A 24501-nucleotide genomic window follows, 5' to 3' on the forward strand; every position below is an offset into this window, starting at 1 on the left:
GTCAAGGGCGCGGGCGGCGGCGCAAGGGTCACCATACGAACGAGCTGACGACACTCACCGATACTACACCCAACCAAGTTGCTACTTGTTTTTCCTTATCTTAACTACTATTTTCGCAGCTATGCTGCTTGCCGCCGGAACCACCAGATTCAGCGGGATGGACGTCATGCGCAAATACGCCCGGCAGGTAGTGCCGGTTCGCGCCCAGTTAAGACCCTGGGGCAAGTCGCTCCACTCGCTCGCACCCGTGGCTGGAGATTCACCAGTCCTTCCAGACTGAGCCGGGCCCTTTGTCGACTCCGCCCGCCGCAACGCCGAAGCGCTCCTAGTCACTTCAGCTGATCGCGGCAATCGCCCCCCTGTGAAGAAGACACCCGATGGGCAAGTCCGCCCACTCGCCGCATGTCCGGGCGCCTGGCCGGCGCTGGCCGCGTCGCCGCTGGAGTCATCGCTCGCTGGGACACACTTGTCCGTCGCACGCGAGGCCGGGGACATTGCGGCGGCGCTGACGCAAGACCGCCACAGCAGCCAGAGCTACCAGCTGACCTGCCCGCATGCGATCAGCTTCGGCAAGACAGCGGATCTGGCCGGCAAGGCCGCCGAGCGCATGGTCCGTCACATCAACGTCGCAGCCGTCGGCACACCTCCCCACAGCTTGTCTGATGGGCCGCGGCGTTGCGTCGACACGGGCTCGGCGTCCCCTCCCCTGCCTGATCCACCCCGTTCGAAAAGAAGTCCGAGAGGAGCAATGACGGTGAATGTCAAGGAGCCAGCCGCCGAGCAGGTGCTGGGCGTCGACGGGGAAAGGCCGGCACCGTGGGCGGAGGCGCGCGAGCGGCTAGCCGGGGCACATGCCTACTGGACCGCGACGAACCACCCAAGCGGCCAGCCGCACGTGCGGCCCGTGTTCGCGGTCTGGGTGGACGAGGCGCTGTACCTCTCGTCAGATCCGACCGCCCGCAAGAGCCGCAACCTCGACGGCGACGCCCACTGCTCGATCGCGACGTCCTGCCACGATCTGGACCTGGTGGTCGAGGGCAAGGCCGAGCGGGTCACCGACCCGCGGCGGCTCCAACGCATCGCCGCCGCGTACAAGGCGAAATACAACTGGCCGGTGACCGTCGATGGCGCCGCGCTCACTGCCCCCTACGCGGCGCCGACTGCGGGCGAGGGCCCTTTCGCCGTCTACGAGGTCGACCCGGTCATCGTGTTCGGCTTCCCGACCAGCGGCAAGTTCGCGCCAACGCGTTGGCGCTTCTGACGACGGCAACGTCTGAGAGGAAATAATCATGGACACCACACCGACGACTGGTTCCGGCGCCCGTGCCGGGCGCAGAGAGTGGCTGGGACTGGCCGTGCTGGCCCTTCCCACCATGCTGTTGGCGCTCGACTTCAGCGTCCTGTTCCTCGCACTTCCCCATCTGAGTGCCGACCTGGCCCCCGACGGCGCGCAACAGCTGTGGATTATGGACATCTATGGCTTTATGATCGCCGGGTTCCTCGTCACCATGGGCACCCTCGGCGACCGCATCGGCAGGCGGAGGCTGCTGACGATCGGCGCCGTCGCCTTTGCCGGAGCCTCGGTGCTGGCGGCCTACTCGACCTCGGCCGAGATGTTGATCGCCACCCGGGCGCTGCTCGGAATCGCGGGCGCGACGCTGATGCCGTCCACGCTGTCGCTCATCACCACGATGTTCACCGACGGCAAGCAGCGCGCCGCGGCGATCGGCGTGTGGATGGCGTGCTTCATGGGCGGCACGGCCATCGGCCCGGTGCTCGGCGGCGCGCTGCTGCAGTGGTTCTGGTGGGGCTCGGTGTTCCTGATGGGTGTGCCCGTCATGGTCCTGCTGGTGGCGACCGCGCCTGTGCTGCTGCCCGAGCACCGCGACCCTGCCAGCGGCAAGCTAGACCTGGCCAGCGTCGCGCTGTCCCTGGCGGCGATCCTGCCGGTCATCTTCGGTCTCAAGGAGATCGCCAAGGACGGGTTCGCCATCGTGCCACTCGTGGCCGTCGTCGCCGGTGTCGTGTTCGGCGTGCTGTTCGTACGCAGACAGCGCGAGCTCAACCACCCGCTGATGGAGGTGTCGCTGTTCGCCAACCGCGCCTTCAGCGGCGCGCTCGGCATCATGCTGCTCGGTGTCCTCACCGTCGGTGGAAGCACGCTGCTGTTCGCCATGTACCTGCAGGACGTGCAGGGCATGTCGCCACTAGCGGCTGGGCTGTGGATGCTGCCGCACACCGCGGCGCAGATGATCGGTGTGGTGCTGGCGACGATGCTGGTCCGCACGATCCGGCCGGCATACGTGATCGCGGGCGGGCTGGTGATCGCGGTCGTCGGATTTCTGATCGTCTCCCAGGTGAGCGCCACGGGCGGAGTCACACTCGCGGTGGTCGGCTTGTCGATAGCGTTCTTCGGCGGGGCGCCGATCGCCGGCCTCGGCGTCGATCTGATCGTATCGTCCGCGCCGAGCGAGAAGGCGGGCTCGGCGTCGTCGATCTCCGAGACCAACATCGAGTTCGGCATGGCCCTGGGCGTCGCGGTGATGGGCAGCATTGGCGCGGCCGTCTACCGGAGCCGGATGGCGGACATCCCGCTGCCCGCGGACGCAGACGATGCGGGCAACACCTTGACGGCCGCTGCCGCAGCGGCGGCCAAGCTACCCGATGAGGCAGGCGCGTCGCTGGTCGCCGCGGCCCGGGAGGCGTTCACATCCGGGTTCGGCACGGCAGCCGCCGTGTGCGCCGGGATCGCCGCGGTCGTCGCCGTGCTGGCGGTGACCCTACTCCGCCACATCCCGGCCGCTGGCGCCGCCGAAGCGGCTACCGCTGAGTCCGGTGCCGGGGAAAAGGCTACCGCCGACGAGGCGACCAACCTCGAGGCGTCGAGCCCCTGATAACACAGAGCCACGACCACATCCGCGAGCATAGAGCGTTCGCACCGAGAGCCGGCCGGGCATGCGGCACGCCCTCATGCCCGGTCGAGATTCCATCAGCTCGGAGTAGGAGCATCAATCAATGACTCGTCGGAGTATGAAATGGGCGCTACAACACGCTCGGACACTATGTGAGACCTCTCTTGATCGCCCTGGCTATGCTTGGCGTTCTGAACTAACTGCACGGCGTGGTGAGATCGTCCGTGGCCACGGGGTGAGGACTACGAGCGCTGAATAGATGGCTTGCTCAAGGTACCCACTCACGGGAGGAGATCGCTCCCCAACCCTTCTCAGCGTTCCAGAATTTCACCAGACAACATCCGCTGGGCCCCCGGGCCAGGCCTGGCAGCCTGGCGGGACGGCGGCGGCACCCGTTTCCGGCAGCGTGCCTTCCCTTTACTAGCCTGCGATGAGGGCGTTGGCCTCCGTGATGAACTTCCGTGCGGCATTGTCAGGCCTCATCCGGCCGAAAAGCACCTCATCCGTGTAGCGCGTGAGGATGTCCTCCATGGCGCTGGCGCCCTTCGGCGGGGCAGCGGGCGAGTCAGTGAGCTCGCCCTTGATCTCATCGAGGAATGCCAGCGTCTTCTTGTCGATCTCCGGAAGCTTGTCCCGCACCGCCGCCAGCACCCTGGAATTGGCCGGCAGGCCGCGGTCACTGAGGATGATCGCGCCCGCCTCCGGGTCGTTGATCAGGAAATCGATGAACTTTGCTGCCTCGGCCTGACTCGCGGACTTCGCCGAGGCGCTGTAAAACATCGCGGGCTGCAGGAACATGCCGCCGGCGGCGGCACCTTCTACCTTTGGCATCCGCAGCAGCTCGACCTCCTTGCCGCCGGAGGCCTTGCTGATCGCGCTGAGCTCGTTGCTCCACCACATCCCCATAGCGCCGGTGCCGGTGGCGAACAACGACCGGTCCACTCCCTGGGTGCCGAGCTCGACGCTCTTGGCAACCTCGGGAGAGCCCTTGGCCTTGATCAGCCTCCGGTGGACCGCCCACCATGCCTTGATGGTCTCGGGCGACATGCCGATCTTGTTGCCGTTGTAGAAGGACTCGCCCCGCTGCGCGGCGAAGATCTGCAGGAAGGCCGGGTTGAATGCCTGCTGCGTGCCGTAGACCTTGCCCCCGGTTCCCGCAGTGATCCTCGCTGCCAGGTTGATGTAGTCGTCCCAGGTCCACGCGGTGTCGCGGGGCAGCTTCTGCCCCGCGCCCTCGATCGCCTTCGGGTCCGCGACCAGGGACCAGGCGTTGACTCCGGTGGGAACGGCGAACTGCTTGCCGTCCATGGCGCCGGCGGCCAGGACCTTCGCATCGAGGTCGGAAGTGCTGACCTCGCTGGACAGGTCGGCGAGCGTGCCGCGTTCGGCGTATTCCCGCAGGCCTCGGATCTCGAGGGTGATGACGTCAGGCGCATCACCGGCGGCGACCTTCTCAGCCAGCGTCTCGTAGTAGGTGCCGAAGCCGGAGAACTCTCCCACGACGTTGATGGCCGGGTTCTTCGCCTCGAACCTCTTGATCGCCTCTTCCGTTCTCTGCTGCCGCACGTCAGTGCCCCAGTAGGAGAAGCGCAAGGTGACCTCGCCGTTGGCGCCTTCACCACCGCAGGCCGCAGTGATCATCAGCACGGCGATGGCCAGCGGTGCCGCTGTCCACCTCTTCCTGCTAGAGCCCACGGCTCTACCTCCTGGGGATAGGGGGAAGGACCTGCTTTGGTCCTGAGGTGGTCCATGATCGGCTTAGTCGAGCTTCGCACCACATGCGGGCTTCACGTATCCGCTGCCACGAGCGGCGGTCATGACGAGATCACCTCGTGTAGGTGGCGCGCCTCGTGGAGCAGCAGGCTCTTTCCCTCGCGTGCCGCCAGCTGTGACAGGCCGGGAATGTCGCCACGGGCTCCTGCGCGCGTAGCCGCCCGCCGGGCCACCTTGAGCAGTTCGCCCAGTCCCGCCCTCGCCTTGTTACCGGTATCGGGCAACAGCCGGGGCAGGGCTTCGGCCAGGACCGCCCATACTTCGACGTGCGCGCCCGCCGCCACGATCTCGGCAAGCATGCCCGCGATCCTGGAGAGCTTGACCTGCTCGGTGATGATGCGATCGGCGACGGCCCGGCCGAGGTCCGCGGTGGGCAGCTCTCTGCAAGCGGCAAGGGTGATGAACGCGTTCGCGGCGGCGGCCCACTGCATCGGGAGCCGGTTCCCCATGCCGATGACGATCGTGCTCGCGGTCGCGGCACCCACCGGGCCGTCACCGTGCACCAGGGCTTGCACCACCTCCACCTGGCCATTGGTGTCGTCGGCGAACAGCGGGAGGAACTCCAGGACGTGCGCGGCCACGACCTCCCGATGGGACGGCAAGATGGGCGGCCACCACGCCATCTCTCGTGGTGAGAAGGCATCTGGGCTGACCGCGCACAGTGTGGCCAGCTGCTGGGGAACGCCGGCAGGCGGTGTGAGCCTGGCATGCCCCACCCGGGCGGTTCCGCGACCTCCCTCCAGGTTGATCGTCTCGAACTCCCACGTCACCTCAGGGTCGGGCAGTCCGCCGTCGCGCAGCCAGGCCGCCGTTCGCCGGCCCGCATCGGAGAGCAGCTTCTCCGCCCTGATGCTCAGCGCCGGGTCGAGCGAACGGGGTAGCCGGAGCAATGCCTGGAGGAAGTCGGCCTCGAGCGGCTCGGTGTCACCCAGCCGCTCCAACCTCGCGAGCAGTGTTTCGGCGGCGACATGGCCGGTGGGCTCGGTCGGCGTGGCCAGCAGCACGGGGATCGTCCTGTCCCGTTCGAACAGGGAGATGATCTCTCGAAAGCGCCGCTTGGCCAGGTTCCCCAAGGCCGGCGCGCCTGTGGTGCGGCCTTGGTGGTTCAGCAGTGCGGACAGCTCGCGACCGTCCGCGGGCGACACTACCGCCAGCACGCAGCGCCGCAGCAGAGACCGGTACTCCTCTTTCACTGCACCGTCGCCGTAAATGGCGGCGCGCGCATCGAACGGGTGCCGCCATGTCTCCCGCCACCAGGGCTGCAAGGCCGCCACGACGCCCGTACGATCACCGTGGGTCAGCTCGACCAGGGCGGCGAGGATACGTTCGAATTGAGCGGGGTCGTTAGGCCAGCGGAGCCTGCCCAGCTCATCGGCCAGCCCGTCCACTGAGGTGATGGGCGGTGGCAGGGCGGGCAGCGGTGTGGCCATCGGCGTGGGCGCGGCCTCGGCCTCGGTCCCGGCCGGGTCCGCCGCTCCGTAGGCAGCGGCCACGCGCTCACGCAGTTGGGTGGGCAACCGGTTGGCCGCCTCGCGGATCAGCTCCCGGCTGGGTGGGGCCGCGTGTGGAGCCAGCCGGACCGCCAGCCGCACCGCGCGTTCGCGCAACGCGGGCGTGTCCACGTCGAACACCGGTGCCAGCGCGGCCAGGGCGACGGCGCCTCTGGGCGGGGGCGCGTCGGCCATCCACTTTACCCCGGCTGCGATGTTCTTCTTCTCCCGCCGATGAGTCAGCGCCTGGACCGCCTCGGCGAACAGCTCATCGTCGAGCGCTCCCGCTCTGTCTGCCCGGCCCAGTTCCTCCAGCACGAGCCGTAGAACCGATGAGGAGGCCGATGGCAGCAGGTTGACGCAGTCGGCCACCGGGATCTCGGCCACCTCAGGCCGCAACGCCCGCCGCAGCGTCACGAACTCACCGGAGCCATCGCCCCCGGCCAGGAACCGGCCCATGCAGCCGTCGAGCAGCAGTTCCCTCGATACCCTGCCCGCCCGGGCCAGGGCGACCACGTCCTGAATGAGGGAAGAGCCGTCCGGCCAGCGGTAATTCCAGGAAGACAGCCTTTCGGCCACGCCCGCCGCTGAGAACAGGCGCGGCAGCATGTAGTCGAGCAGCCGATCCTCGGCCAGCAGCGCGCTGCTGGCACTGGTGTACCGCCGCTCGGCCAGCCGCTGGACCCAGCCGGCGACGAACGCGTCGTTGTCCGGCGGCTCGATGCTTGTCTCCTCCACCAGCGCTGCGGCCAGGTCCCAGCCCGCGGGCGGTTGCAGACGCTGCCGCTGTGCCCTCGCGGGCGGCCGCAGTCTGCGCACCAGGCGCACGGCCAGATCGGCACGCCACTCCTCGGGTCTTGACCGGAGCAGCAGGCTGATCCGCGCGGCGTCGGCCTCTGGCTCGCTCACCCAGCGCAGCTCCCGCCGGTCTAGCCATTTCGCCACCTGCTCCGCCCCGCTGAGGCAGGCCGCCCCGGCCAGGCGGTAGCCGGGCGCCAGGCTCTGAACTCCGCGCCGTTCCACCACCCCACTGCGGAGGCGTTCGGCCAGGTGAGCGGGCAGCTGCCGGGCGACTGCCCGTCTGCCCGGGGCGCTGAGGCTGTCCAGGAATCGCATGAGCTCCTGGACGACGCCGGCCTCGACGTGGTCGAGGACCTCCTGGATTGGGTTCACCTTGGCCCCCTGAGGGTCCACACCTGTTGGCACCGAAATCCGCCCCTGGACAACCAGGCGCGTTCGCGCCGGATCCTGAACATGTGTCCGTATCCACACTGGTGCGCCGCCGGATTGCCGAAGACGCATGCGTTGAGACTGTTGGCCAAACGCCGCAGGTCCGGCTGGCGCTTCGTACGCCGGACTGCTTGCCGTCTGGCGATGCCAGGTCGCCGGATTCAGGACTTGGCGTGCTTGGTTGTTGCCATCGTGGCGAGCGCGCGCTTCAGCGCCTTGGCCGGACTGCTCTGCACCCGGTGCCCAGGGCCTGCGCCATGACGTGGGGGAAGATGTCCTTCTCCTGGTTCTGCACGCCGTCGAAAACGGCTCGCGCGAACGATTCCGGGGATGCCGTCGGGGCGGCGAACCCGAGAGTCGCGTCGGTGTCGGCCCGGGCCGGTCAACATGGCGTGGACGGTGACGTCCTGACTGGTCAGGAGCGTGCGCTGCGCCTGTGTCAGGGAGTACGCGGCCGCCTTGGCGATCGAGGAGATAGGGATGACCGGCAGCGGGGCCGCCGCATCCAGGTTGTTGATGATGACGCCGCGCGAGCGGACCAGCAGAGGCAGCAAGGCCTGCATCACATCGTGGAGCCCGAAGAGGTCGATGGTGAGATGCTGTTCGAGTATGGCACGGTCGCTGAGGTCGTCGTACAGAGCCACCCCGGCGTTGTTGACCAGAACGTCGAGCCAGGGCACCGCTTGGACGGCCTGCTGCGTCTGAGCGGCATCGGTCACGTTAAGGATCAGCGGTGTGACCCGCTCGTCCGAATGGGCGAAGGGCTCACGCGGGCCGGCGCACACCCGCCGGGCACCCCTGCGCAGAGCTTCCTCCACCAGTGCCTGCCCGACCCCCCGGTTGGCGCCGGCGACAAGACCGTCCTTACCCGCGAACGCCGTCACGTCAGACACTGGGCGTCCCCATTTGTGAGAGCTGCTTCTTCGCCACTTGCGGCATGCGAGGCACCTTAACGGGGAATACTTTTGTGATGCAAGTTATGCAGGAGATGGCGGATACTGGGAAGGGACCTACGAATCCCCGGTGTGCCCGATAGCACGCAGCCTGGAGGTAATCGGCGAATGCTGGAGTCTGCTGCTCTTTCGCGCCGCCTTGTTCGGAGGGGCTATTCGCTTCAGCGACTTCCCGCGCCACCTGGGCATCGCGGCCGACGTTCCCAAGACCCAGCTCGACGGCTCCGTCGAGGAGGCATCATGCGGCGTCACAGGTACTCCATGCAGTCCGAGTTCGCGTTTCTGCTGATCGACTAGAGGCAGGTGCAAACGCCGACGGCTCGGGCTCGCCACATGGGGTGAGGTACGGGCGACCGACGTCGCGATTTTGGCGCCGCTGGAGGAGCCGATTCGCCGAGGACTGAAAGGATCCAGAAGAGCGATGAGCGGCCCGGAAGATCGGGGCAGGTCACTTCCGGACTGCTCATCGTTTCCTTACCCGGCCTGGCTCGGGAAACGCGTCTAAAGCTCCTGCGGGCTGGGCGACCACGCGTTGTATTCGCACGGCCAATCCTCCCGTAAATTTCAACTCAACCCGCCGACTCAGACGACGATCATCCTAGCGAGTCGATCTCCGCAGGCAATGCTATTCCCTGCCAGTCGTCGTCCTTTTCCTGTCAGTCAGGTGGGACGTTTCACGGCCGATCCATGATGGTCCATCGCGTTGCGTTCCGGGCAACCGCGTTTTGCTCGTAGCGGAACACGGGTGATGGTCTGCCGGATTCATCCGCAAGTGCGAGATCCTGCACCGTATGACGATATTTTCCCTCCAGGCCAACCTCACCGACGTCGGCTCTTGGACCGACCTGGCGCAACAAGCCGAGGCCATAGGCTTCGACGCGTTGCTGACCGCCGACCATCCGGGGGTCACGGCCTCCCCGTTCGTCGCGCTGGCGGCAGCCGCCTCGGTCACCTCGACCATCGGCCTGGGATCGTACGTCTCCAACGCGGGCGTTCGAGAGCCACTCCTTCTGGCCGCGGATGTCGCCACGCTGGACGTTCTGTCCCACGGTCGGGCCCGGCTCGGGCTGGGAGCCGGTCATACGCCTGGGGAATGGGACGCGGTGGGGCGCAGCCGTCCCGATGTCGGCGGCCGGGTGCGGCGGTGCATAGCCGTGGCCGAGGCCGTCCGGGCATTGCTCAATGGCGAGGAGGTCACTGTCGACACGCCCGAACTGGCGGCGCGCTCCGCTCGGCTGAACAAGCCCACGCCTGTGCAGAGCACAATCCCCTTGACCATCGGAGGGGCCAACTCGAACCTCCTGCGCTGGGCGGGGACGCACGCCGACATCGTCGGCCTGACGGGCTTCGGACGTACGCTTTCCGATGGGCACAGCCATGAGGTTCGCTGGCGCCCTCAGGAGATCGAGAGGCAACTGGAGCACATCGCGAAAGGTGCCGCCCAGCGCGAGCGGCCGCCGGCTCTCGAAGCGCTGGTGCAGCATGTCCAGGTGACCGACGACGCCAGCGGCTCGGTCGCCGACATGGCCCGACGCACCGGCCTCACCGAGACAGACCTGCTGGCCTCGCCCTTCGTTCTCGCCGGTACGGAAAAGGAGATCCTTTCCGCCATCCGGGAACACGAGAGGCGCTGGGGGATCACCCGCTATGTGATCCGCCTCGGAGCGGTGGATGCGATGGCCTCACTCATCCCCCATCTGAGCACGGCGACCTGACTCTGACGCCGAACAGCGGAAGGAGCCCTCCGCCCCTGGTCCGGCGGGTGGCCAGTTGGACCAGGGCGCGGCTGGCTTACAGTCCCACCGCCGCCAGGAACCGTCGGGCTGCCTCGATGTCGCCGGTCAGGGTCATTCGCCCTGATCCCACCGCCGTTTCCAGATCCTCCCCGTTGGTCACCAGCAAGCCGAGGGTCTTGTGGTCGGTGGCGATGACCGCGTCGGCGGGCACGGCCGCCGGGCCTCGCGCCATCTCCGTCAGCCTGCCCCTGTTGACGCGCACGCAGAAGGTGTCGGCGCCGATGCGGATCTCGTAGTTCGCGCTCCAGTCCGGCTCATCGGAAGGGCTGAAGGTCGAGCGCAGCGAGAGCATCAGCGAGTTGGGCCGCATCTCACCCGTACGGGGCATGATCGGTGTGCGGGAACCCCACAACCCTAGTGCGGTGACGATGGGTGCGAGTTCGGCTCCCCAGGTGGTCAGGTCGTACACCCGTGAGGCCGCAGGCGGGGGAAGCGTGCGACGCTGGAGTACGCCCGACTCCTGAAGTTCGCGCAATCGGTGGGACAACACGTTGGGGCTGATGTCGGGCAGGCCTGCCTGCAGGTCAACGAAGCGCTGAGGGCCGAGCAGCAGGTCACGGACAATCAGCATCGACCAGCGCTCACCAAGGATGTTCATCGCGAGCGCGACACCGCACCCGTCGTCATATCTGCGTTTTGCCGCCACGCCTCCAGGATAGCTCTTTATAAAATCTAGGAGTAGACACTCCTAGATTAGGACTATCGCTGTTATCTTCGTCGGTAGAGCCTCCGGGGGCGCTGCTGTGTCGGCAGGGTGGGCTGGGCGTGTCGTGCCTGGTCTTCGGCCCCCGTGGGACATGATGTCTGGATCAAGGAGATGCCATGAATCTTCCGCCGATTGTGTCGCCCGAGGAGTGGCAAGCCGCTAGGGACGAGTTGCTCGTCAAGGAGAAGACCCCGACCCGGTCCCTGGACGCACTCGCCGCGGAGCGGCGCAGGCTGCCGGTGGTCGCCGTAGAAAAGGAGTACGCCTTCGAGGGCGTAGAGGGCAAGGCGACCCTGGTCGACTTGTTCGACGGGCGGCGCCAGTTGATCGTCTACCACTTCATGATGGAGCCGGATTCGGATCATCGCTGCCCAGGGTGTTCGGGCGTCGCCGACAACATGGGCAACATGTCCCACCTGCGGGCGCGTGATACCAACCTGGTGCTCGCGTCCCCTGCGCCGCTGACCCAGCTGTTGGAGTTCCGGACGCGGATGGGCTGGACGCTGCCCTGGTACTCGAGCCAGGGCAGCACGTTCAACGCCGACTGCGGTCTGGATGGCGGCTTCGGCCTGAGCGTCTTCCTGCGAGACGGCGACCGCGTCTTCCGCAGCTACTTCACCACCGCCCGGGGCGTGGACCGGCTGCGCACCGACTTCAATCTGCTCGATCTCACGCCCTATGGCAGGCAAGAGACGTGGGAGGACTCCCCGGAGGGGTGGCCGCAGACCGCGGCCTACCAGTGGTGGCGGCTGCACGACGAGTACGAGACCCAGTCTGCGGTGCCGATGGCAGACGGGGAGGTCAGGGTATGAACGGCGTCTCCACTTCGACGCACCCCTTTCGCCCGGGCTGGACACTCGCTCTGGTGTCGGTCGCCGCGTTTCTGACCTCACTGGACGTGATGGTGGTGGTGACCGCGCTGCCCACCATCCAGGAAGAGCTGAACGCGAGCCTGGCCGATCTGGAGTGGACGGTCAACGCCTACAACCTGGCATTCGCCTGCCTCATGCTCATCGGCTCCGCGCTCGGCGACCGATTCGGCCGCTTGAAGATCTATGTGCTCGGACTTTCGGTGTTCACGCTGGCCTCGGGCATGGCCGCACTGGCCCCCTCGGTGGAGGTTCTCATCCTCGCCCGCGTCCTGCAGGGGATTGCGGCCGGCGTGGCGATCCCGGTGAGCCTCACGCTGCTCGGCGACGCCTACCCACCGCACAAGCGTGGCCGGGCGATGGGAATCTGGGGCAGCGTCTCCGGCGCGGCGGTCGCCGCCGGGCCGGTGGCTGGCGGCCTCATCACCGAGGGCTTGTCGTGGCAGTGGATCTTCTGGCTGAACGTGCCGCTCGGGGTCGCCGCCACGATCTTGGCCGTGGCACTGATGCGGGAGAGCTTCGGTGCACGGTCGAAGATGGACATCGTCGGCCTGGGGCTGGCCTCGCTCGGTCTGTTCGGGCTGGTCTGGGCGGCCGTCCGGGCGCCTGGGCTGGGTTGGGGGCACGTGGAAGTAGTCGTCATGGCGCTGGGCGGCGTTGCGATGATGGTTGGCTTCGTGTCCTGGGAACGCCAGGCCGAGCATCCGGTGCTGCCACTGCGCTACTTCCGGGCGAGAGGGTTCACCATCTCCAACGCATCCGCCTTCTTCATGCACTTCAGCCTGATCGGCTCGCTGTTCATCATCTCGCAGATGTTCCAGATCGGGATGGGAGCCAATGCCCTCGAGGCCGGACTGCGGATCCTGGCGTGGACCGCGATGGTGCTCGTGGTCGCCCCGATCGCGGGCCGCTTCTCCGACAGGTTCGGCGCGCGTCCGTTCATTGTGGGCGGCCTGGCTCTGATGGCGGCCGGCTTGACCTGGCTTGGCGCGGTGGTCGGCACGGACACCGGCTACCTCATCCTGCTGGCCCCACTGGCGTTCGGTGGCATCGGCATCGCCATGAGCCTGCCGAGCACGATCAATCTGGCTCTCAGCTCGGTGCCCATGGAGGACATGGGTGTCGCCTCCGGCGCCAACAACGCCATGCGGGAGCTCGGAGGTGTCTTCGGCGTTGCCTTCCTCGGTGCGATGTTCGCGGCGAACGGCGGGTACGCCACGCCCGCAGCGGCTATCGACGGATTCCAGGCGGCGCTGTACCTGGGCGGTGCGATGGCCCTCGTCGGCATGGTCATCGCACTGTTCGCACCCGGCCGCCCCCCAGCCGATGTCTCGGCTCCGGCTGCCCCGGAACTGAAGGGCGCGAAGACCGGCGGATGAACTCCGGCGTGTCTCCGGGCTGGGGACGTATGCGCCGGGCCACGCTGCCACCCCACGAAACCCGCCACGGACGCGGCCGAGACGTCGTGACGGCGTCCGTCCGGTGCTTTCAGGGCCTTCGGCCTCCTACGCGCCAGGCGAACGGTCCCTCCGATTCAATGCTCTCCCCCACGTGAGCCGACCATGGATCACGACGAACATATTCCGCCGAGCCGTCCGAACCTCGTACCGAGTCAGCCACCGGGTCGTTCCGCGTTTCCTTCCCGTTCTTGAGGGCGGGGAGGAAGCGGGGAACGGCCGGCCGCAGTGGTGTTCTGGTGGTGTCGGTGGTGGTCGGTAGCTTGGTGGACGTAACCCGCTTTCGGCTTCAGCCGTCGCCGGTTCAGGTGATGATCGTGCTGGAGCATTGCGGACGTGCCCGGTTGGTGAGAATTGGGCCCGTTGAGCAGCACGCGCGCTGGTGGCCGGGTCGCTCGAGGGCGCCGGAGTCTGCCAAGCAGTGCCGGCGGCTCACCCAGGAACGGCCCGATTCCGGGCGGCTGCGCGGGGGTCGGTCATCGTGCGGCAACAGGCTCTGAAGGACCTCGTGCAGGCGACCGCGAACTTCTTCGGCAGCACCCACCGCAGGCCCAGCTCTTGGCAGGCGCAGGCAGGGGTGAGGGGTTCCGGATCGTCGCGGTCAAGCCCTGTGACGTGCGCCGCCTGCCCCGCCGGAACGGCGAGGTGAAGATCCCGAACGGCTGGGGGCGATTGTGGCGGACCCGTGCCGTGCCTGAAGGAGTCAAGTGTACCGCCTCACCCGCGACCGTGCCGGCCTCCGGCATGTAGCGTTCGCGGTGATCCCTGAACCGGTGCCGGCGCCGGGCCGGGCGAGGTCGCGGGCGTGGACCGGGGTGTCGCCGTCAGCGCCGCCCTGTCCATCGGACAGGTGGTGACGCTGTCCGGCCCACGCGGCACCGAGAAGGCGCCGAGCCGCAACATCCGTCAGAAGGCCGGCGAACCGGGGGCATTCTCGCCGAATAGGGCCGCCTGCTGGCCCGGCTGGAGCAGAAGGCCCCGGGCCTGATCGTGAGAGCAGTCCTGCGTACACGGTGAAGGCGGCTGAGTTCGCGGCGGGCATGCCGTCAGGTCGTCCCTGCTGTGGTCTCAATGATGCGGATGAGCAGGAGGGCAAGCCAGCAGAGGATGACGTGAGCGCGATGAACTCCTCGATCCGGCGATAGAGCGGTCGCAGGTCGATGATCTGTTCACGTCGTGCTAGCCCCGCTCCGCCTCCACTCCATGGCCAGGAACTGCCGTTGCGAACGCACCGTGGGGCTGGCGTGCGGCAAGCCGCTCTGCAGGTCGCTGCAACGCTTCGCACTGTAGCGCAGCTCTCGGACGATCACCAGCGGGCAGCATCCCCTGATCAGATCAAGAGCACAACCAGCGGCGCACGGGTCGCCATAGGTGGGGGCGCCACCTCTTCTGTACGGAATCCGCATAGATTACTTGTTTTTTTGTAGTGACTAGTACTAATGTTGTTGCCATGATTCTAGTCACCGGAGCCACAGGGCTGAGCGGATCAGCGATCGTTCAGGAATTTGCCCGGCAGGGCGCCCCTGTGCGGGCACTGTTCAGGAGCCCCGACAAAGCCAGGCCGCTGCACGGGCTGGCAAACGTGGAGTTGGTCGAGGGAGATATGCTCCGCCCCGCGTCGCTGACTAAAGCCTTGCATGGCGTGGACCGCGTGCTCATGATCTCCTCTGCTGAGAAGCGGATGGTGGAGACGCAGTGCGCCTTCATCGACGCAGCCAAGGCGGCGGGCGTACCCCACATCGTCAAGCTGTCTGGCAAGGAATCGGGAGTCGGCTTCGATCCCGCCAAATTCCAGGGGACACGCGAACATGTGGAGATCGAACGCTATCTTGAGGCGTCCGGCCTGGCCTGGACGCACCTGCGCCCCAGCCAGTTCATGCACCGCTATCTGCCCGGAGCCCTCACCGGTGTGGACGCCAGCCGGCGCGAGCTTCGCCTGCCGATAGGCGACATCCGGTTGGCGCCCGTCGATATCGAGGACATCGCCAAGGTCGCCGTCGCGCTGATGCGTTCGGACGGTCACGAGGGCAGGGCCTACGACATGACAGGGCCGCAGGCCCTGACAATGACGGAGGTCGTCGAGCACATCTCCAAGGCCACCGAAACTGCCTTCAGATATGTGAATGTCTCCCTGGAGGACAAGCTGCGCGAGTTCAAAGAAATGGGCGTGCCCGATGCGTTCGCGCAGATCATCGAGGAGCAGCTCGTCGAGCGCAGCCGCCATCCCGAGTCCCACGTCCGTACGGAAGTCCACGACACATTCGGCGTGCGGCCCACACCCTTCGCCGAGTTCGCCCGACGCCACGCCAAGGCATTCCTCGGTCAGTGACCGCTGCTCCGGCCTGCGGATGCTACGGCGGCACCAGGCCGGAGTGGCCTTGGTCGGTAGCGCAACGACCGCCCTGTCCCCACCCTTCGCACAACGCTACGGAGCATCCATGACAGCCGACCAGCCCCTCATCTGTCCGCGCTGCCATGGCGTGATCGCCGGCGTGCCCGCCACCGCCTACACACGTGCCCGGGGCCGGCTGATCATCGCCAACGGCTACTGCCGAGGTGGTTGCTCCGATCCCACACCCCGCCCCGCAGATCAGGATCTCGCCGAGAAGAGCGTGATGCCCCCTGAGCCGACCGTCAACGCACCAGCGACGGCCTCGGCCTCCGTGTGATGATCTCCTGACGAAATCAACGTGGTGAGCCCTCGGGATCGGCGGTGACCAACGTGGCGGAGCCGTCGGTGCCGAACAACTCCAGCCTGCTCACCGGCAGCTTTCTGTTTGGGTCGTGACAGCCACTGCCGTCCTATAGGCACCGTTCGCTACTCTGGGAACCGTGGGTGACTTCCAAGGTCCCGGCGACGTCTTTCTCGCCGATTGTCCTGCCCGCCTGGCCGTCGAGGTGATCGCCGACAAGTGGTCGGTCGTGGTGCTGTACGCCCTAAGTCGCGGGCCACGACGACACGGTGAACTGGTCGAGTTGATCGGCGGCATCTCCAAGAAGATGCTCACCCAAACGTTGCGGCGCCTGCAGCAGTACGGGCTAGTCGACAGACGAGCACACGCCGAGGTGCCTCCACGGGTCGAGTATGAACTCACGGAACTCGGCAATACCCTGATCGACCCCATCGCCCTGCTGACCGCCTGGGCCGAGGAACACGGCGACGCCATCTTGGCGGGAACCTAGCTGCTGCCGGAGACGACTTTCGATATCCGGCACGGTGACCGTGACAATCGCAGCACACGGCCGACCGGCTCATGCGGGCTCGCGCATCATGACCGGGCGCGCCTCCACGTCCGTATCCGCGAACGCAGACCGCCACGATCGGCCTGCTGTTTCTACGCGGCGTAACCTACGCACCAAAATGACCCATCACCGAGAGGAGCCGAGCGGGCCCGGAGAATCTCGAAAGGGTCGCGCACCTGGGGTGTCAGACTCAACAGTCTGCTTTGGCGGCCTGTCCCGTATGCTGACATCATGAGTGCAGCCGTCCCGGCGCGTGGCCGAATCGACAAGCGGCAGGCGATCCTCACCGCCGCGTTCGCCGTTTTCGCCCGGGCGGGATACGCCCAGGCCGGCGTGGACGTGATCGCGGCAGAGGCGGGAGTGGCGAAGGCCACCGTCTACAGCCACTTCGGCGACAAGGAGACCCTGCTCCGCGAGGCCGTCGCCGCCTCGGCAGACCAGGCGCTGGCCGACAACCTGGCCGCGATCGAACGGATCACCGATCGCGGTCACGACCTCCGTGCGACCCTGGAAGGAGTCGGCCTCCGCCTGCTCCAGTGCTACTGCGACGAGCGGTCCTGGGCGCTGCGCCGACTGCTTTCCGCTGAGATCAACCAGTTCCCCGACCTCCTCGACATCATCCACACGCGCGCGGCTGACCGGATCACCGACGCCCTGGCCGACAGGCTGGCCCGCCTCACCGTCAGCGGCCACCTGCACACCTCCGACCCTCTCCTGGCCGCCGAACAGTTCTTCGCCCTGCTGACCGGCCCGATGGACAAGCGGGCGCGTCTCGGCACACGCCAGGTCCCCGCTGCCGAACTGCGCGCCTTCGCCAACGCAGCCGTCCACACCTTCCTGCACGCGTTCGCGGTCGCCGACTCGCGCCCTGCCCGATGAGCATGTCTGAGTTTCTTCCGCCTTGCGCACCGCCACGCCACCACGAAGGCTTCCGAGCGCGGTGATTAGCATGGCCTCCACCTCAGCACTCATGAGAAGTGCTGCTGCCCATCTGAGCTTCTTTCCTGCCATCCTGGCCCCCGCAAAGACCCAATTTCGTCCACGGCAATCCGGCGAGAGACAGCGAATCGTCCGCTTAGTCAGGGAATGCAGCCGCCGCCCCTCGTAACGATGCCCTCTCATCCACCGCGTCCACTACGCCGTACCTTTCGCTACTCTCCGACCACAACCAGTCGAGCGAATGAGATCCCTTGAGAAGTGTCTGGAGGGCAGGGGCCGCGATGATGATCGCCGCCGCCCTGCTGGCGGCCGGTTCCCCCGCCCCGAGCGTGAATGCGGCGGCCACCGCGGCAGTGGCCAAGGTCACTGCTCCGGTACCCATGATGGAACTCCTGGCGCCGGGCGGGCGCGGCCGACTGTACACGCTGTCGACCGACGAGGCGGCCGCGGCGGTGAGCCGGTATGGGTTCACCCGGGAGTCTGGGCAGGTGGGCTACTGGCGAACAGCGGCGTTCACCGACTCCCAGCCTGTATACCGGCTGCGCTCCGGATCCTCCTACCTGCTCACGGCAGCGGCCTCGGAGCGCGACCACCTGGTGGCCGGCGGACGGTTCGAGGACGAGGGCGTCGTCGGCCATCTGGGGCAGCGGTACACGCCCGGCACGAAGCGGCTGATGCGCTTCAGCAGGTCAGGCGAATGGCGAGTGGCCTTCGAGGATCACGGCCAGCAACTGACAGCCGCGGGGTACCGCGTCGACGGGCCGCTCGGCTGGGGGCACCCCGAGTGGATTCGCGCCGGGGCCATCTATTTCGGCACATTTAACCCGAAGTCGACCGATCTCATTACCGCCACGAGGAATGTCTTCGGACGCGACGGCGACTGGTGGGGCGGCGTACGCGACTTTTCCGGTGCGGATCCGGCCGTACCGAAGAACACCCAGGGTTGGGAAGGGGACTTTTCCCATCTGCAACCGGAGATCGGGTTCTACGATGACTCCCGACCAGAGACCCTGGAGAAACACATTGCACAGGCCACCGGAGCGGGCCTCGACTTCTTCCAGTTCTACTGGTACTGGAATAGCGTTCTGCAGAGTTCCCCCGAGCAATTCGAGGCATCACTGACCGCCTTCGGCCAAGCCGGCAATCGGACCAGCATCGACTTCGCGATCACTGTGTGCGCCCATCCGTGGGGCGGTCTGCAGATCCCCACGAGCGATTACACCACCGTCGCCAAGCGGCTCGCCCGTACGATCTTCAACCAGCCCAATTATCTGCGCGCCAACGATGGGCGGCTGATCCTGGGACTATGCGACCGGCGCGGGCTCGGCGATGGCAGCGACTCCGACACGCGGTCCTTTGTGGACGCCGTCCGCACGCAGGCCCAAGCCATCCTGGATGAGGACGTGCTCGTACTCGGCTACTGGGAGGCCATGCTAGACCCGGCAGCACCCGCACGTTGGGGAGCCGATGGCGCCTACTGCGGCGTGCGTATCGACCACGTCAAGCGCTACACCGACTACGTCGCCGAGATGCCGGCCTACTTCGACGCCACACCCCCTCAGTTCATGAGGTGCGCAGCCGCCAATTTCGACGAGCGCCCCCGCTACCCGCACCTCGTCGCGGACCGGACTAAGATCCGTTACTACACGGACCAGACGCCAGCGTTGTTCGCTCAAGGCCTGGACCACATCCGCGCCGACATCGCGAGCTCCCGCCGCGTCTCCGCTGTGGACAACTTCGTCAGTATCTACGCCTGGAACGAATGGCACGAGGGAAGCATCATCGAGCCCAATGCCAGGGACGGGTGCTTGTATCTCGGACTCATCCACGACCGGCTCAATCTGCAGAAGGGCGCCTCATGCCGGACTGATTAGCCGTCGGAGACGATCAGCCGCGGCCGGTCCCGACGACGCGGCCGACGCTATTTCCGAGACGTTTCTCACCGCGTCGCGGCACATCGGCGATGTGCCCGAGGGGGAGGAGGCGCTTCTGTGGCTGTACAGGGTGGCCCGCCGCATTCTCGCCACCCAGCAGAGCCGCGAGGCTGTCCAGGAGGCACCGGCGAGTTCCGGCACAGCGGGCTCAGCGGCGAGTACGCCGAGACGGCACACGGGCCGCCAACTCGGCCTCGCCCCCCCGGCTGGCCGGAGGAGGCGAGGTCCGTCAGTCAGGCAGACCGGCGTCGAAGCTCATGCCGATCCTCTCCAGCCCCTTCAACGCCTCCTCCCCGAACAGCCGGACGATCTCGGCACCGACCGCCGGTGTCAGGACGATGTCGTTGAGGGCTTCTTCGGCCGTTCCCTGCACGACCGCCATCAGGTAAGCGGTCTCGCCGCTGACGTTCCTGAAGGCGCGAGTCACCCCCGGCGGTACGGCGATCATGTCCATCGGCTCGAGATGCAGGTCGTGCTCCCCATCGTCCCCGAACAGGATCTGCCAGGTCCCGGTGATCGGCATAAAGGTCTCGCGCGTCTTCATGTGGGCGTGCAGCGCCGGGCCGTCCCCGGGCGGACATTCCACGATGAAGATCGATGTGCCGGGATCGCTGGTGAGGGCTGGCGGGGTGTTCGCCCCCTCGGTGTCCTTGATCGAACCCAGCAGGAAGAAGATGTTCTTGGCCGCCACGTATTCATAGGCCGCCACAGGGATGCCGACCCGGGCGACGTACTCGTCCTTGTTCGGCTGGAGGGCCTTGAACCTGGCCACGTACTTGTTCATCTCGTCTGGCGTGATGTGCACGGTGAGAGTCATGAAGATCTCCTAGGAGAGGACGGCGAGTGTCTTTTACCGGTTCGCGCCGCACGGTCGGCGGCGTCAGAGCGAGTTCGCGGAGAGGACGATCTTTCCGCCCGCGGATGCCTGGGCGACCATGCTGAGGGCTTTGGCCGCGTCCTCCAGCGGCATCGTGGTGACCGGCGGACGAGGCTCCACCGCCCCCTGTCGCCACCATCCCACGCAAGTTCGCAGCGCGTCACCCACGCGGTGAGGTTCGCGGACGGTGTAGGCGGCGATGTCCTCGCCCAGCACGGCGATGTTGCGGATGAGAACGTCCAGCAGGCTGATGTTTGGGATGTTCCCCGACGCGTAGCCCGCGGTGACGACACGCCCTTCCCAGGCCACCGCCTCGAGCAGTTGGGGGAAGACCGCCCCGCCAACCAGGTCCAGGATGACGTCGGCACCATGCCCCCGGGTGAGATCGGCGATCTGCGCCGCCAGCTTGTCTGTGGAGGCGAGCACGGCATCGGCGTGCGCCATGGTCTCCGTCCCGTCGCGCGTAACCGCTATCACCTGCACCGCGCCCAGCTGCCGGGCGACCTGGACCGCGGCGTGGCCGACGTTGCCGTTGGCGCCGCTGACCACCACGACATCGTTCGCATTGACCTGGGCCCGGTGGTGCAGGCACATGAACGCGGTCCCGAAAGCCACCGGGAAGGCGGCGGCCGTGTCGAGGTCGGCACCGTCGGGAACGCCCGCCACGGTGACGGCGTCGACGACGACCTCCTCCGCGTACGCGCCCCAGCACACCAGGGCGACGACCCGCTCCCCCAGCGAGAGCCTGTCGACTCCCGCTCCCAGCTCGGTCACCGTCCCGGACAGCTCGAACCCAGGCACCGCGGGAAGGTCAACGGGAATCTGGAAATTGCCGCTGAGCTGAACGAGTTCGGCGAAGTTGACCCCTACCGCGTGCACCTTGATGCGCACCTGACCCGGGGCGACAGGGGGCGACTCCGCGGCCACTCCGGTCAGCCGCTCAGGCCCGCCGAATTCAGCGAATTGCACTTTTCTCACTGCTGTTCCTCCTTTCATAGCCATGTCATGTCGATGATCTGGATCAGCGCGCCAGCCATCCGCCGTCGATGGCCAGGACATGGCCGTTGACGTAGTCGGACGCCGTCGAGGACAGGAACACCGCCGCGCCCACGAGATCTGCCGGCTGCCCCCACCTGCCTGCGGGGATCCGTGCGAGGATCTCGTGGTTGCGTTGCTCGTCCGAACGCAGGGCCGAGGTCACTCGGGTCGCGAAGTAGCCGGGCGCAATCGCGTTGACCTGCACGTTGTGGTGGGCCCATTCGTTGGCGAGGGCGCGGGTGACGCCAACGACGGCATGCTTGCTTGCCGCGTAGCTCAGGGTGCGGATGCCCCCCTGGAAGCTGAGCATGGAAGCGATGTTGATGACCTTGCCCCGCCGACGGGAGAGCATCTGCTGTCCGGCTTCCCGCGTGAGGATGAAGAGGGCGTTCAGATTGACGTCGAGAACGTCGTACCAGTCGCTGTCGGCAAACGCGCTCGCATTCTGCCGGCGGATGATGCCCGCGCAATTGACCAGGATGTCCACCTGTGCGTCGGCGAGCTCCGTTCGAAGCGTGCCCTGCAGGGTCTCAACCTGCCCGAGATCGATGATCACTTGCCGGGCATCGCGGCCGTAACCGCGCACCAGAGCTTCCGAATCGCTGAGGTTCTTCTGCTCGGACAGCAAGATGAGGTCGGCGCCCGCAGCGGCCAGTCCGGCGCTGATGGCCTGGCCGAGTCCGCTACCCGCGCCGGTGACGAGAGCAGTGCGGCCGCGCAGTGACATCAGCTGCGAGACATCGAGCGAGGCCAGGGCCGTGATCTCAGGCGACAACGGGAAGGGGAGCGAGCCGGTGGCGGGCACAGTAGTCCAAGTACTTGTCGAGTTTCGTCTGGGCTGTCTCGATGAACGTCACCTCGCCGGCGTCGTTCAGATAGTCGATCCGGCCGTGCATCGAGAACAGGGTCACCATCTCGTCCTCGCCCTCGGTGACGAGCGTGTGCACATCCCCCGCGGGCTCGTACACGTAGGAGCCGGGCCCCGCCGTCCAGTCGTGCTCCAGATAGCGCCAGGATCCCTGCAGCACCCAGGCTTCGACGGGGAAGGGATGGCGGTGGCGGCTGATCACTCCCCGGCGCGTGACCTTGAGCAGATTGGTCCAGGTCCCCGAGACCGGCGACAGGCGCAGCGGCTTGAACCACACGCCCTCAGCCTGCGGCACCCAGGGAAGATCTACGGGATCGACTAGTTGGTCCCCCATCGGCGTCAGGTCTACGGTCGTCATGATTTCTCCATTTCCCGGCCTATTCGGCGCGACTGGCATTACAGTGGCCCAGCGCCTTCGCAGCGTCCATCGCGCTTTCCAGATCCCGGCTATCTGCAATTGCGATCAGCCCACGAACGCGAATGCGGCTGCCGGCTTTACGCGCTCATCTGGTCTTCTGCGGCACGTCACAAGCGCAGGTCTAGCGTCCCCTGCGGGAGCGCAGTGATGAGCAGCAGCTCGAAGAGCGCGCGGGCCGCGCTGGACCACACCATCCCCTCGCGCCAGAACACGCCGACGTCGCGATGCAGCGTCTCATCGGCCAGTCGCCGGACCATGACGCCGGCGTGCTCCGAGGTGCGGACCGCGAGTTCGTTGGTGACGGCCACGCCCAGATTCTCCCTGACCAGGGACACGAGCGTCTGCGGCTGGTTGGTCACATAGGTGACGACGGGTGAGACGCCACGCTCCATGAGCATGAGAAAGGGCTCGCTGTCATGCTCGAAGGATCGGCCGGTGAGAATGAGGCCCTCACCCTCCAGCTCCGCCAGTGGCAGATTTCCGTCGATTGACGCGAGCCGGTGCAGCGGATGGTGGACCACCACCATCCGCTCTCGCCAGAGCAGGCGGTGGGTCAGGTCACGTCGCGTCGTGGCCGGCTTGGTGGGCCTGAGCGCCAGTTCGACGGGGCCCTTCTCCAGCAGCTCGTCCAGCAGTACGGTCGCCGTCTCGTGGAGCTGGAGGTGCACACCGGGGTAGGCGTCCCGGTATTCGGCCAGGAGACGCGGCACGAACGCGGCAGCCGCGCTCGGGTAGGTGCCCAGGATGATGTCACCGCTCACGAGCCCGCGAACGGCCTGGATGGCGGCCTTGCCCTGCTGCAGGGCGGCCACCGTCCGGCGGGCGTGCTCGACGAACGCCGACCCCGCGTCGGTCAGCTGCACCGGGCGGGCGGAGCGGTCCAGCAGGACGGCGCCGACCTCACGTTCCAGGCTGGCCACATGGGCGGAGATCCGGGACTGCGCGCGGAAGGTTGCCTCCGACGCCGCGTGAAAGCCGCCATGGTCCACCACGGCGAGGAAAGTCGTTAGCCAGTCGATCTGCATGGCATCTCGATCTTCTGTACACCGAACGAAACGTCCAGTGACCGGTCATTCGCATCAGGCTACAGAACGGTTCCCCACCAGCAAAGATAAGACGACAAGATCATGGCGTGGCCCGTGTGCCACCCTGCGCGGGTGACGCTCGCCTAGTGTCCGGACCGGACCGTCCACCGCCGGCCAGCCCCCGGCTGCGCGCGCCGCCGCCGCTCTCATTGGGCGCAATAGCCACCGTCGACCAAGAGATCGCTGCCTACCACGAAGGACGCCTCGTCGGAGGCTAGCCACAGCACGGCCTTGGCCACCTCCTCCGGGCTGCCGGTTCGCCCGATGGGTTCGCCCGCGATGATGTCGTCGATGGCGCTGGGATTCTGCGCCACCGAGCGCTCGAACATCGCGGTACGGATGATCCCGGGCAGGACGGCGTTGACGCGGATGTTCTGGTTGGCCACCTCCAGAGCCACCGAGCGGGTGAGTCCGAGGACCGCGTGCTTGGTGCCGGCGTAGTGCGCCAATCCAGCGCCTCCCACCCGTGACATCGCCGAGGCCATGTTGACGATGCTTCCGCCGCCCTGCCGGAGCATCTGGCGCACCTGGTATTTCGTGCACAGCCACGCGCCCCGGAAGTTGACGGCGTTCACGTAGTCGAAGATGTCGTCGTCGACATCGACGATGGGAGCGATCACGCCTTCCAGCCCGGCATTGTTGAACGCGCAGTCCAGGCTGCCGAACTTGGCGACTGTCACAGAGATCGCGCGTTGCACATCGGCCGACTTACTGACGTCGGCTCCGATGGCGAGGGCAACTCCCCCCGACTTCTGGATTCGCTCGACCAGCGATTCGACGCCCTTCGCGTCGATGTCCACGACGGCGACCTTCGCCCCCTCGGCCGCGAACGCCTGAGCGGTCGCCGCCCCGATTCCCGAGGCCGCCCCGGTGACGAAGGCGGTCTTTCCTGTGAATCGTCCAGCCATGCTCT

The 24501-nt window shown here is 66.9% G+C and carries 20 protein-coding genes; 10 read left to right on the plus strand and 10 right to left on the minus strand.

Translation table 11 applies throughout. The features are described 5' to 3' along the window. The first annotated feature begins 466 nt into the window (after window positions 1-466). Both B0I32_RS59305 and B0I32_RS52120 read left to right on the plus strand, forming a co-directional pair. The gene (locus B0I32_RS59305) at window positions 467-1261 is read left to right on the plus strand and encodes a pyridoxamine 5'-phosphate oxidase family protein (protein ID WP_219912468.1); all 795 of its coding nucleotides are present in this window, start codon (window positions 467-469) and stop codon (window positions 1259-1261) included. Between the two features lie 28 nt (window positions 1262-1289). Further along, window positions 1290-2894: an MFS transporter gene (locus B0I32_RS52120; protein WP_106252545.1), complete on the plus strand. Its 1605-nt coding sequence runs from the start codon at window positions 1290-1292 to the stop codon at window positions 2892-2894. A gap of 438 nt (window positions 2895-3332) precedes the next feature. Here B0I32_RS52120 and B0I32_RS52125 read toward each other — a convergent pair whose 3' ends face one another. From B0I32_RS52125 to B0I32_RS52135, 3 genes are all read right to left on the minus strand, one after another. Continuing rightward, window positions 3333-4553, minus strand: a complete 1221-nt coding sequence (locus B0I32_RS52125) for an ABC transporter substrate-binding protein (RefSeq protein ID WP_146178636.1) — start codon at window positions 4551-4553, stop codon at window positions 3333-3335. A gap of 173 nt (window positions 4554-4726) precedes the next feature. After that, window positions 4727-7291, minus strand: a complete 2565-nt coding sequence (locus B0I32_RS52130) for a DUF7824 domain-containing protein (protein WP_146178637.1) — start codon at window positions 7289-7291, stop codon at window positions 4727-4729. Between the two features lie 275 nt (window positions 7292-7566). Beyond that, window positions 7567-8298: an SDR family NAD(P)-dependent oxidoreductase gene (locus B0I32_RS52135; RefSeq protein ID WP_219912469.1), complete on the minus strand. Its 732-nt coding sequence runs from the start codon at window positions 8296-8298 to the stop codon at window positions 7567-7569. Window positions 8299-9149: 851 nt separating this feature from the next. Here B0I32_RS52135 and B0I32_RS52140 point away from each other — a divergent pair. Continuing rightward, window positions 9150-10073: an LLM class flavin-dependent oxidoreductase gene (locus B0I32_RS52140; RefSeq protein WP_106252550.1), complete on the plus strand. Its 924-nt coding sequence runs from the start codon at window positions 9150-9152 to the stop codon at window positions 10071-10073. Window positions 10074-10149: 76 nt separating this feature from the next. On the opposite strand, the gene B0I32_RS52145 is transcribed toward B0I32_RS52140, so the two are convergent. Then, complete coding sequence (locus B0I32_RS52145) at window positions 10150-10800, minus strand: winged helix-turn-helix transcriptional regulator (protein WP_146178638.1); 651 nt, start codon at window positions 10798-10800, stop codon at window positions 10150-10152. Window positions 10801-10976: 176 nt separating this feature from the next. Here B0I32_RS52145 and B0I32_RS52150 point away from each other — a divergent pair, with 176 nt between their 5' ends. From B0I32_RS52150 to B0I32_RS52175, 7 genes are all read left to right on the plus strand, one after another. Continuing rightward, the gene (locus B0I32_RS52150) at window positions 10977-11672 is read left to right on the plus strand and encodes a DUF899 domain-containing protein (protein ID WP_106252553.1); all 696 of its coding nucleotides are present in this window, start codon (window positions 10977-10979) and stop codon (window positions 11670-11672) included. Continuing rightward, window positions 11669-13108: an MFS transporter gene (locus tag B0I32_RS52155; protein WP_106252555.1), complete on the plus strand. Its 1440-nt coding sequence runs from the start codon at window positions 11669-11671 to the stop codon at window positions 13106-13108. Before B0I32_RS52150 ends, B0I32_RS52155 begins: the two co-directional genes overlap by 4 nt. A gap of 1528 nt (window positions 13109-14636) precedes the next feature. After that, window positions 14637-15515, plus strand: a complete 879-nt coding sequence (locus B0I32_RS52160; protein ID WP_106252556.1) for an SDR family oxidoreductase — start codon at window positions 14637-14639, stop codon at window positions 15513-15515. Window positions 15516-15624: 109 nt separating this feature from the next. Then, entirely contained in the window at window positions 15625-15855 is a 231-nt protein-coding gene (locus tag B0I32_RS57075) for a hypothetical protein (protein ID WP_146178639.1), read from the plus strand. A gap of 163 nt (window positions 15856-16018) precedes the next feature. Further along, a complete protein-coding gene (locus tag B0I32_RS52165; protein WP_106252558.1) occupies window positions 16019-16369 on the plus strand; it encodes a winged helix-turn-helix transcriptional regulator in 351 nt (116 codons plus the stop codon). 291 nt (window positions 16370-16660) lie between these two features. After that, entirely contained in the window at window positions 16661-17308 is a 648-nt protein-coding gene (locus B0I32_RS52170; protein WP_106252560.1) for a TetR/AcrR family transcriptional regulator, read from the plus strand. A 341-nt stretch (window positions 17309-17649) separates the two neighbouring features. Next, complete coding sequence (locus tag B0I32_RS52175) at window positions 17650-19242, plus strand: glycoside hydrolase family 99-like domain-containing protein (protein ID WP_106252562.1); 1593 nt, start codon at window positions 17650-17652, stop codon at window positions 19240-19242. Between the two features lie 289 nt (window positions 19243-19531). Here B0I32_RS52175 and B0I32_RS52180 read toward each other — a convergent pair whose 3' ends face one another. The 6 genes from B0I32_RS52180 to B0I32_RS52205 form a co-directional block, all read right to left on the minus strand. Next, window positions 19532-20119, minus strand: coding sequence for a cupin domain-containing protein (locus B0I32_RS52180; RefSeq protein WP_106252564.1), 588 nt, complete (start codon window positions 20117-20119; stop codon window positions 19532-19534). 63 nt (window positions 20120-20182) lie between these two features. Continuing rightward, a complete protein-coding gene (locus tag B0I32_RS52185; protein WP_181308734.1) occupies window positions 20183-21070 on the minus strand; it encodes a zinc-binding dehydrogenase in 888 nt (295 codons plus the stop codon). A 130-nt stretch (window positions 21071-21200) separates the two neighbouring features. Continuing rightward, on the minus strand, window positions 21201-22022 hold the full coding sequence (locus B0I32_RS52190) for an SDR family NAD(P)-dependent oxidoreductase (protein WP_281262676.1): 822 nt from the start codon (window positions 22020-22022) through the stop codon (window positions 21201-21203). After that, window positions 21982-22443, minus strand: a complete 462-nt coding sequence (locus tag B0I32_RS52195) for a 2,4'-dihydroxyacetophenone dioxygenase family protein (RefSeq protein ID WP_219912470.1) — start codon at window positions 22441-22443, stop codon at window positions 21982-21984. The genes B0I32_RS52190 and B0I32_RS52195 overlap by 41 nt, the downstream gene beginning before the upstream one ends. A 167-nt stretch (window positions 22444-22610) precedes the next feature. Continuing rightward, a complete protein-coding gene (locus tag B0I32_RS52200) occupies window positions 22611-23528 on the minus strand; it encodes a LysR family transcriptional regulator (RefSeq protein WP_106252569.1) in 918 nt (305 codons plus the stop codon). A 206-nt stretch (window positions 23529-23734) separates the two neighbouring features. Continuing rightward, entirely contained in the window at window positions 23735-24496 is a 762-nt protein-coding gene (locus B0I32_RS52205) for a glucose 1-dehydrogenase (protein WP_106252571.1), read from the minus strand. Between the last annotated feature and the right edge of the window lie 5 nt (window positions 24497-24501).

It is taken from the genome of Nonomuraea fuscirosea (assembly GCF_003001935.1).
Taxonomy (GTDB): Bacteria; Actinomycetota; Actinomycetes; order Streptosporangiales; family Streptosporangiaceae; genus Nonomuraea; species Nonomuraea fuscirosea.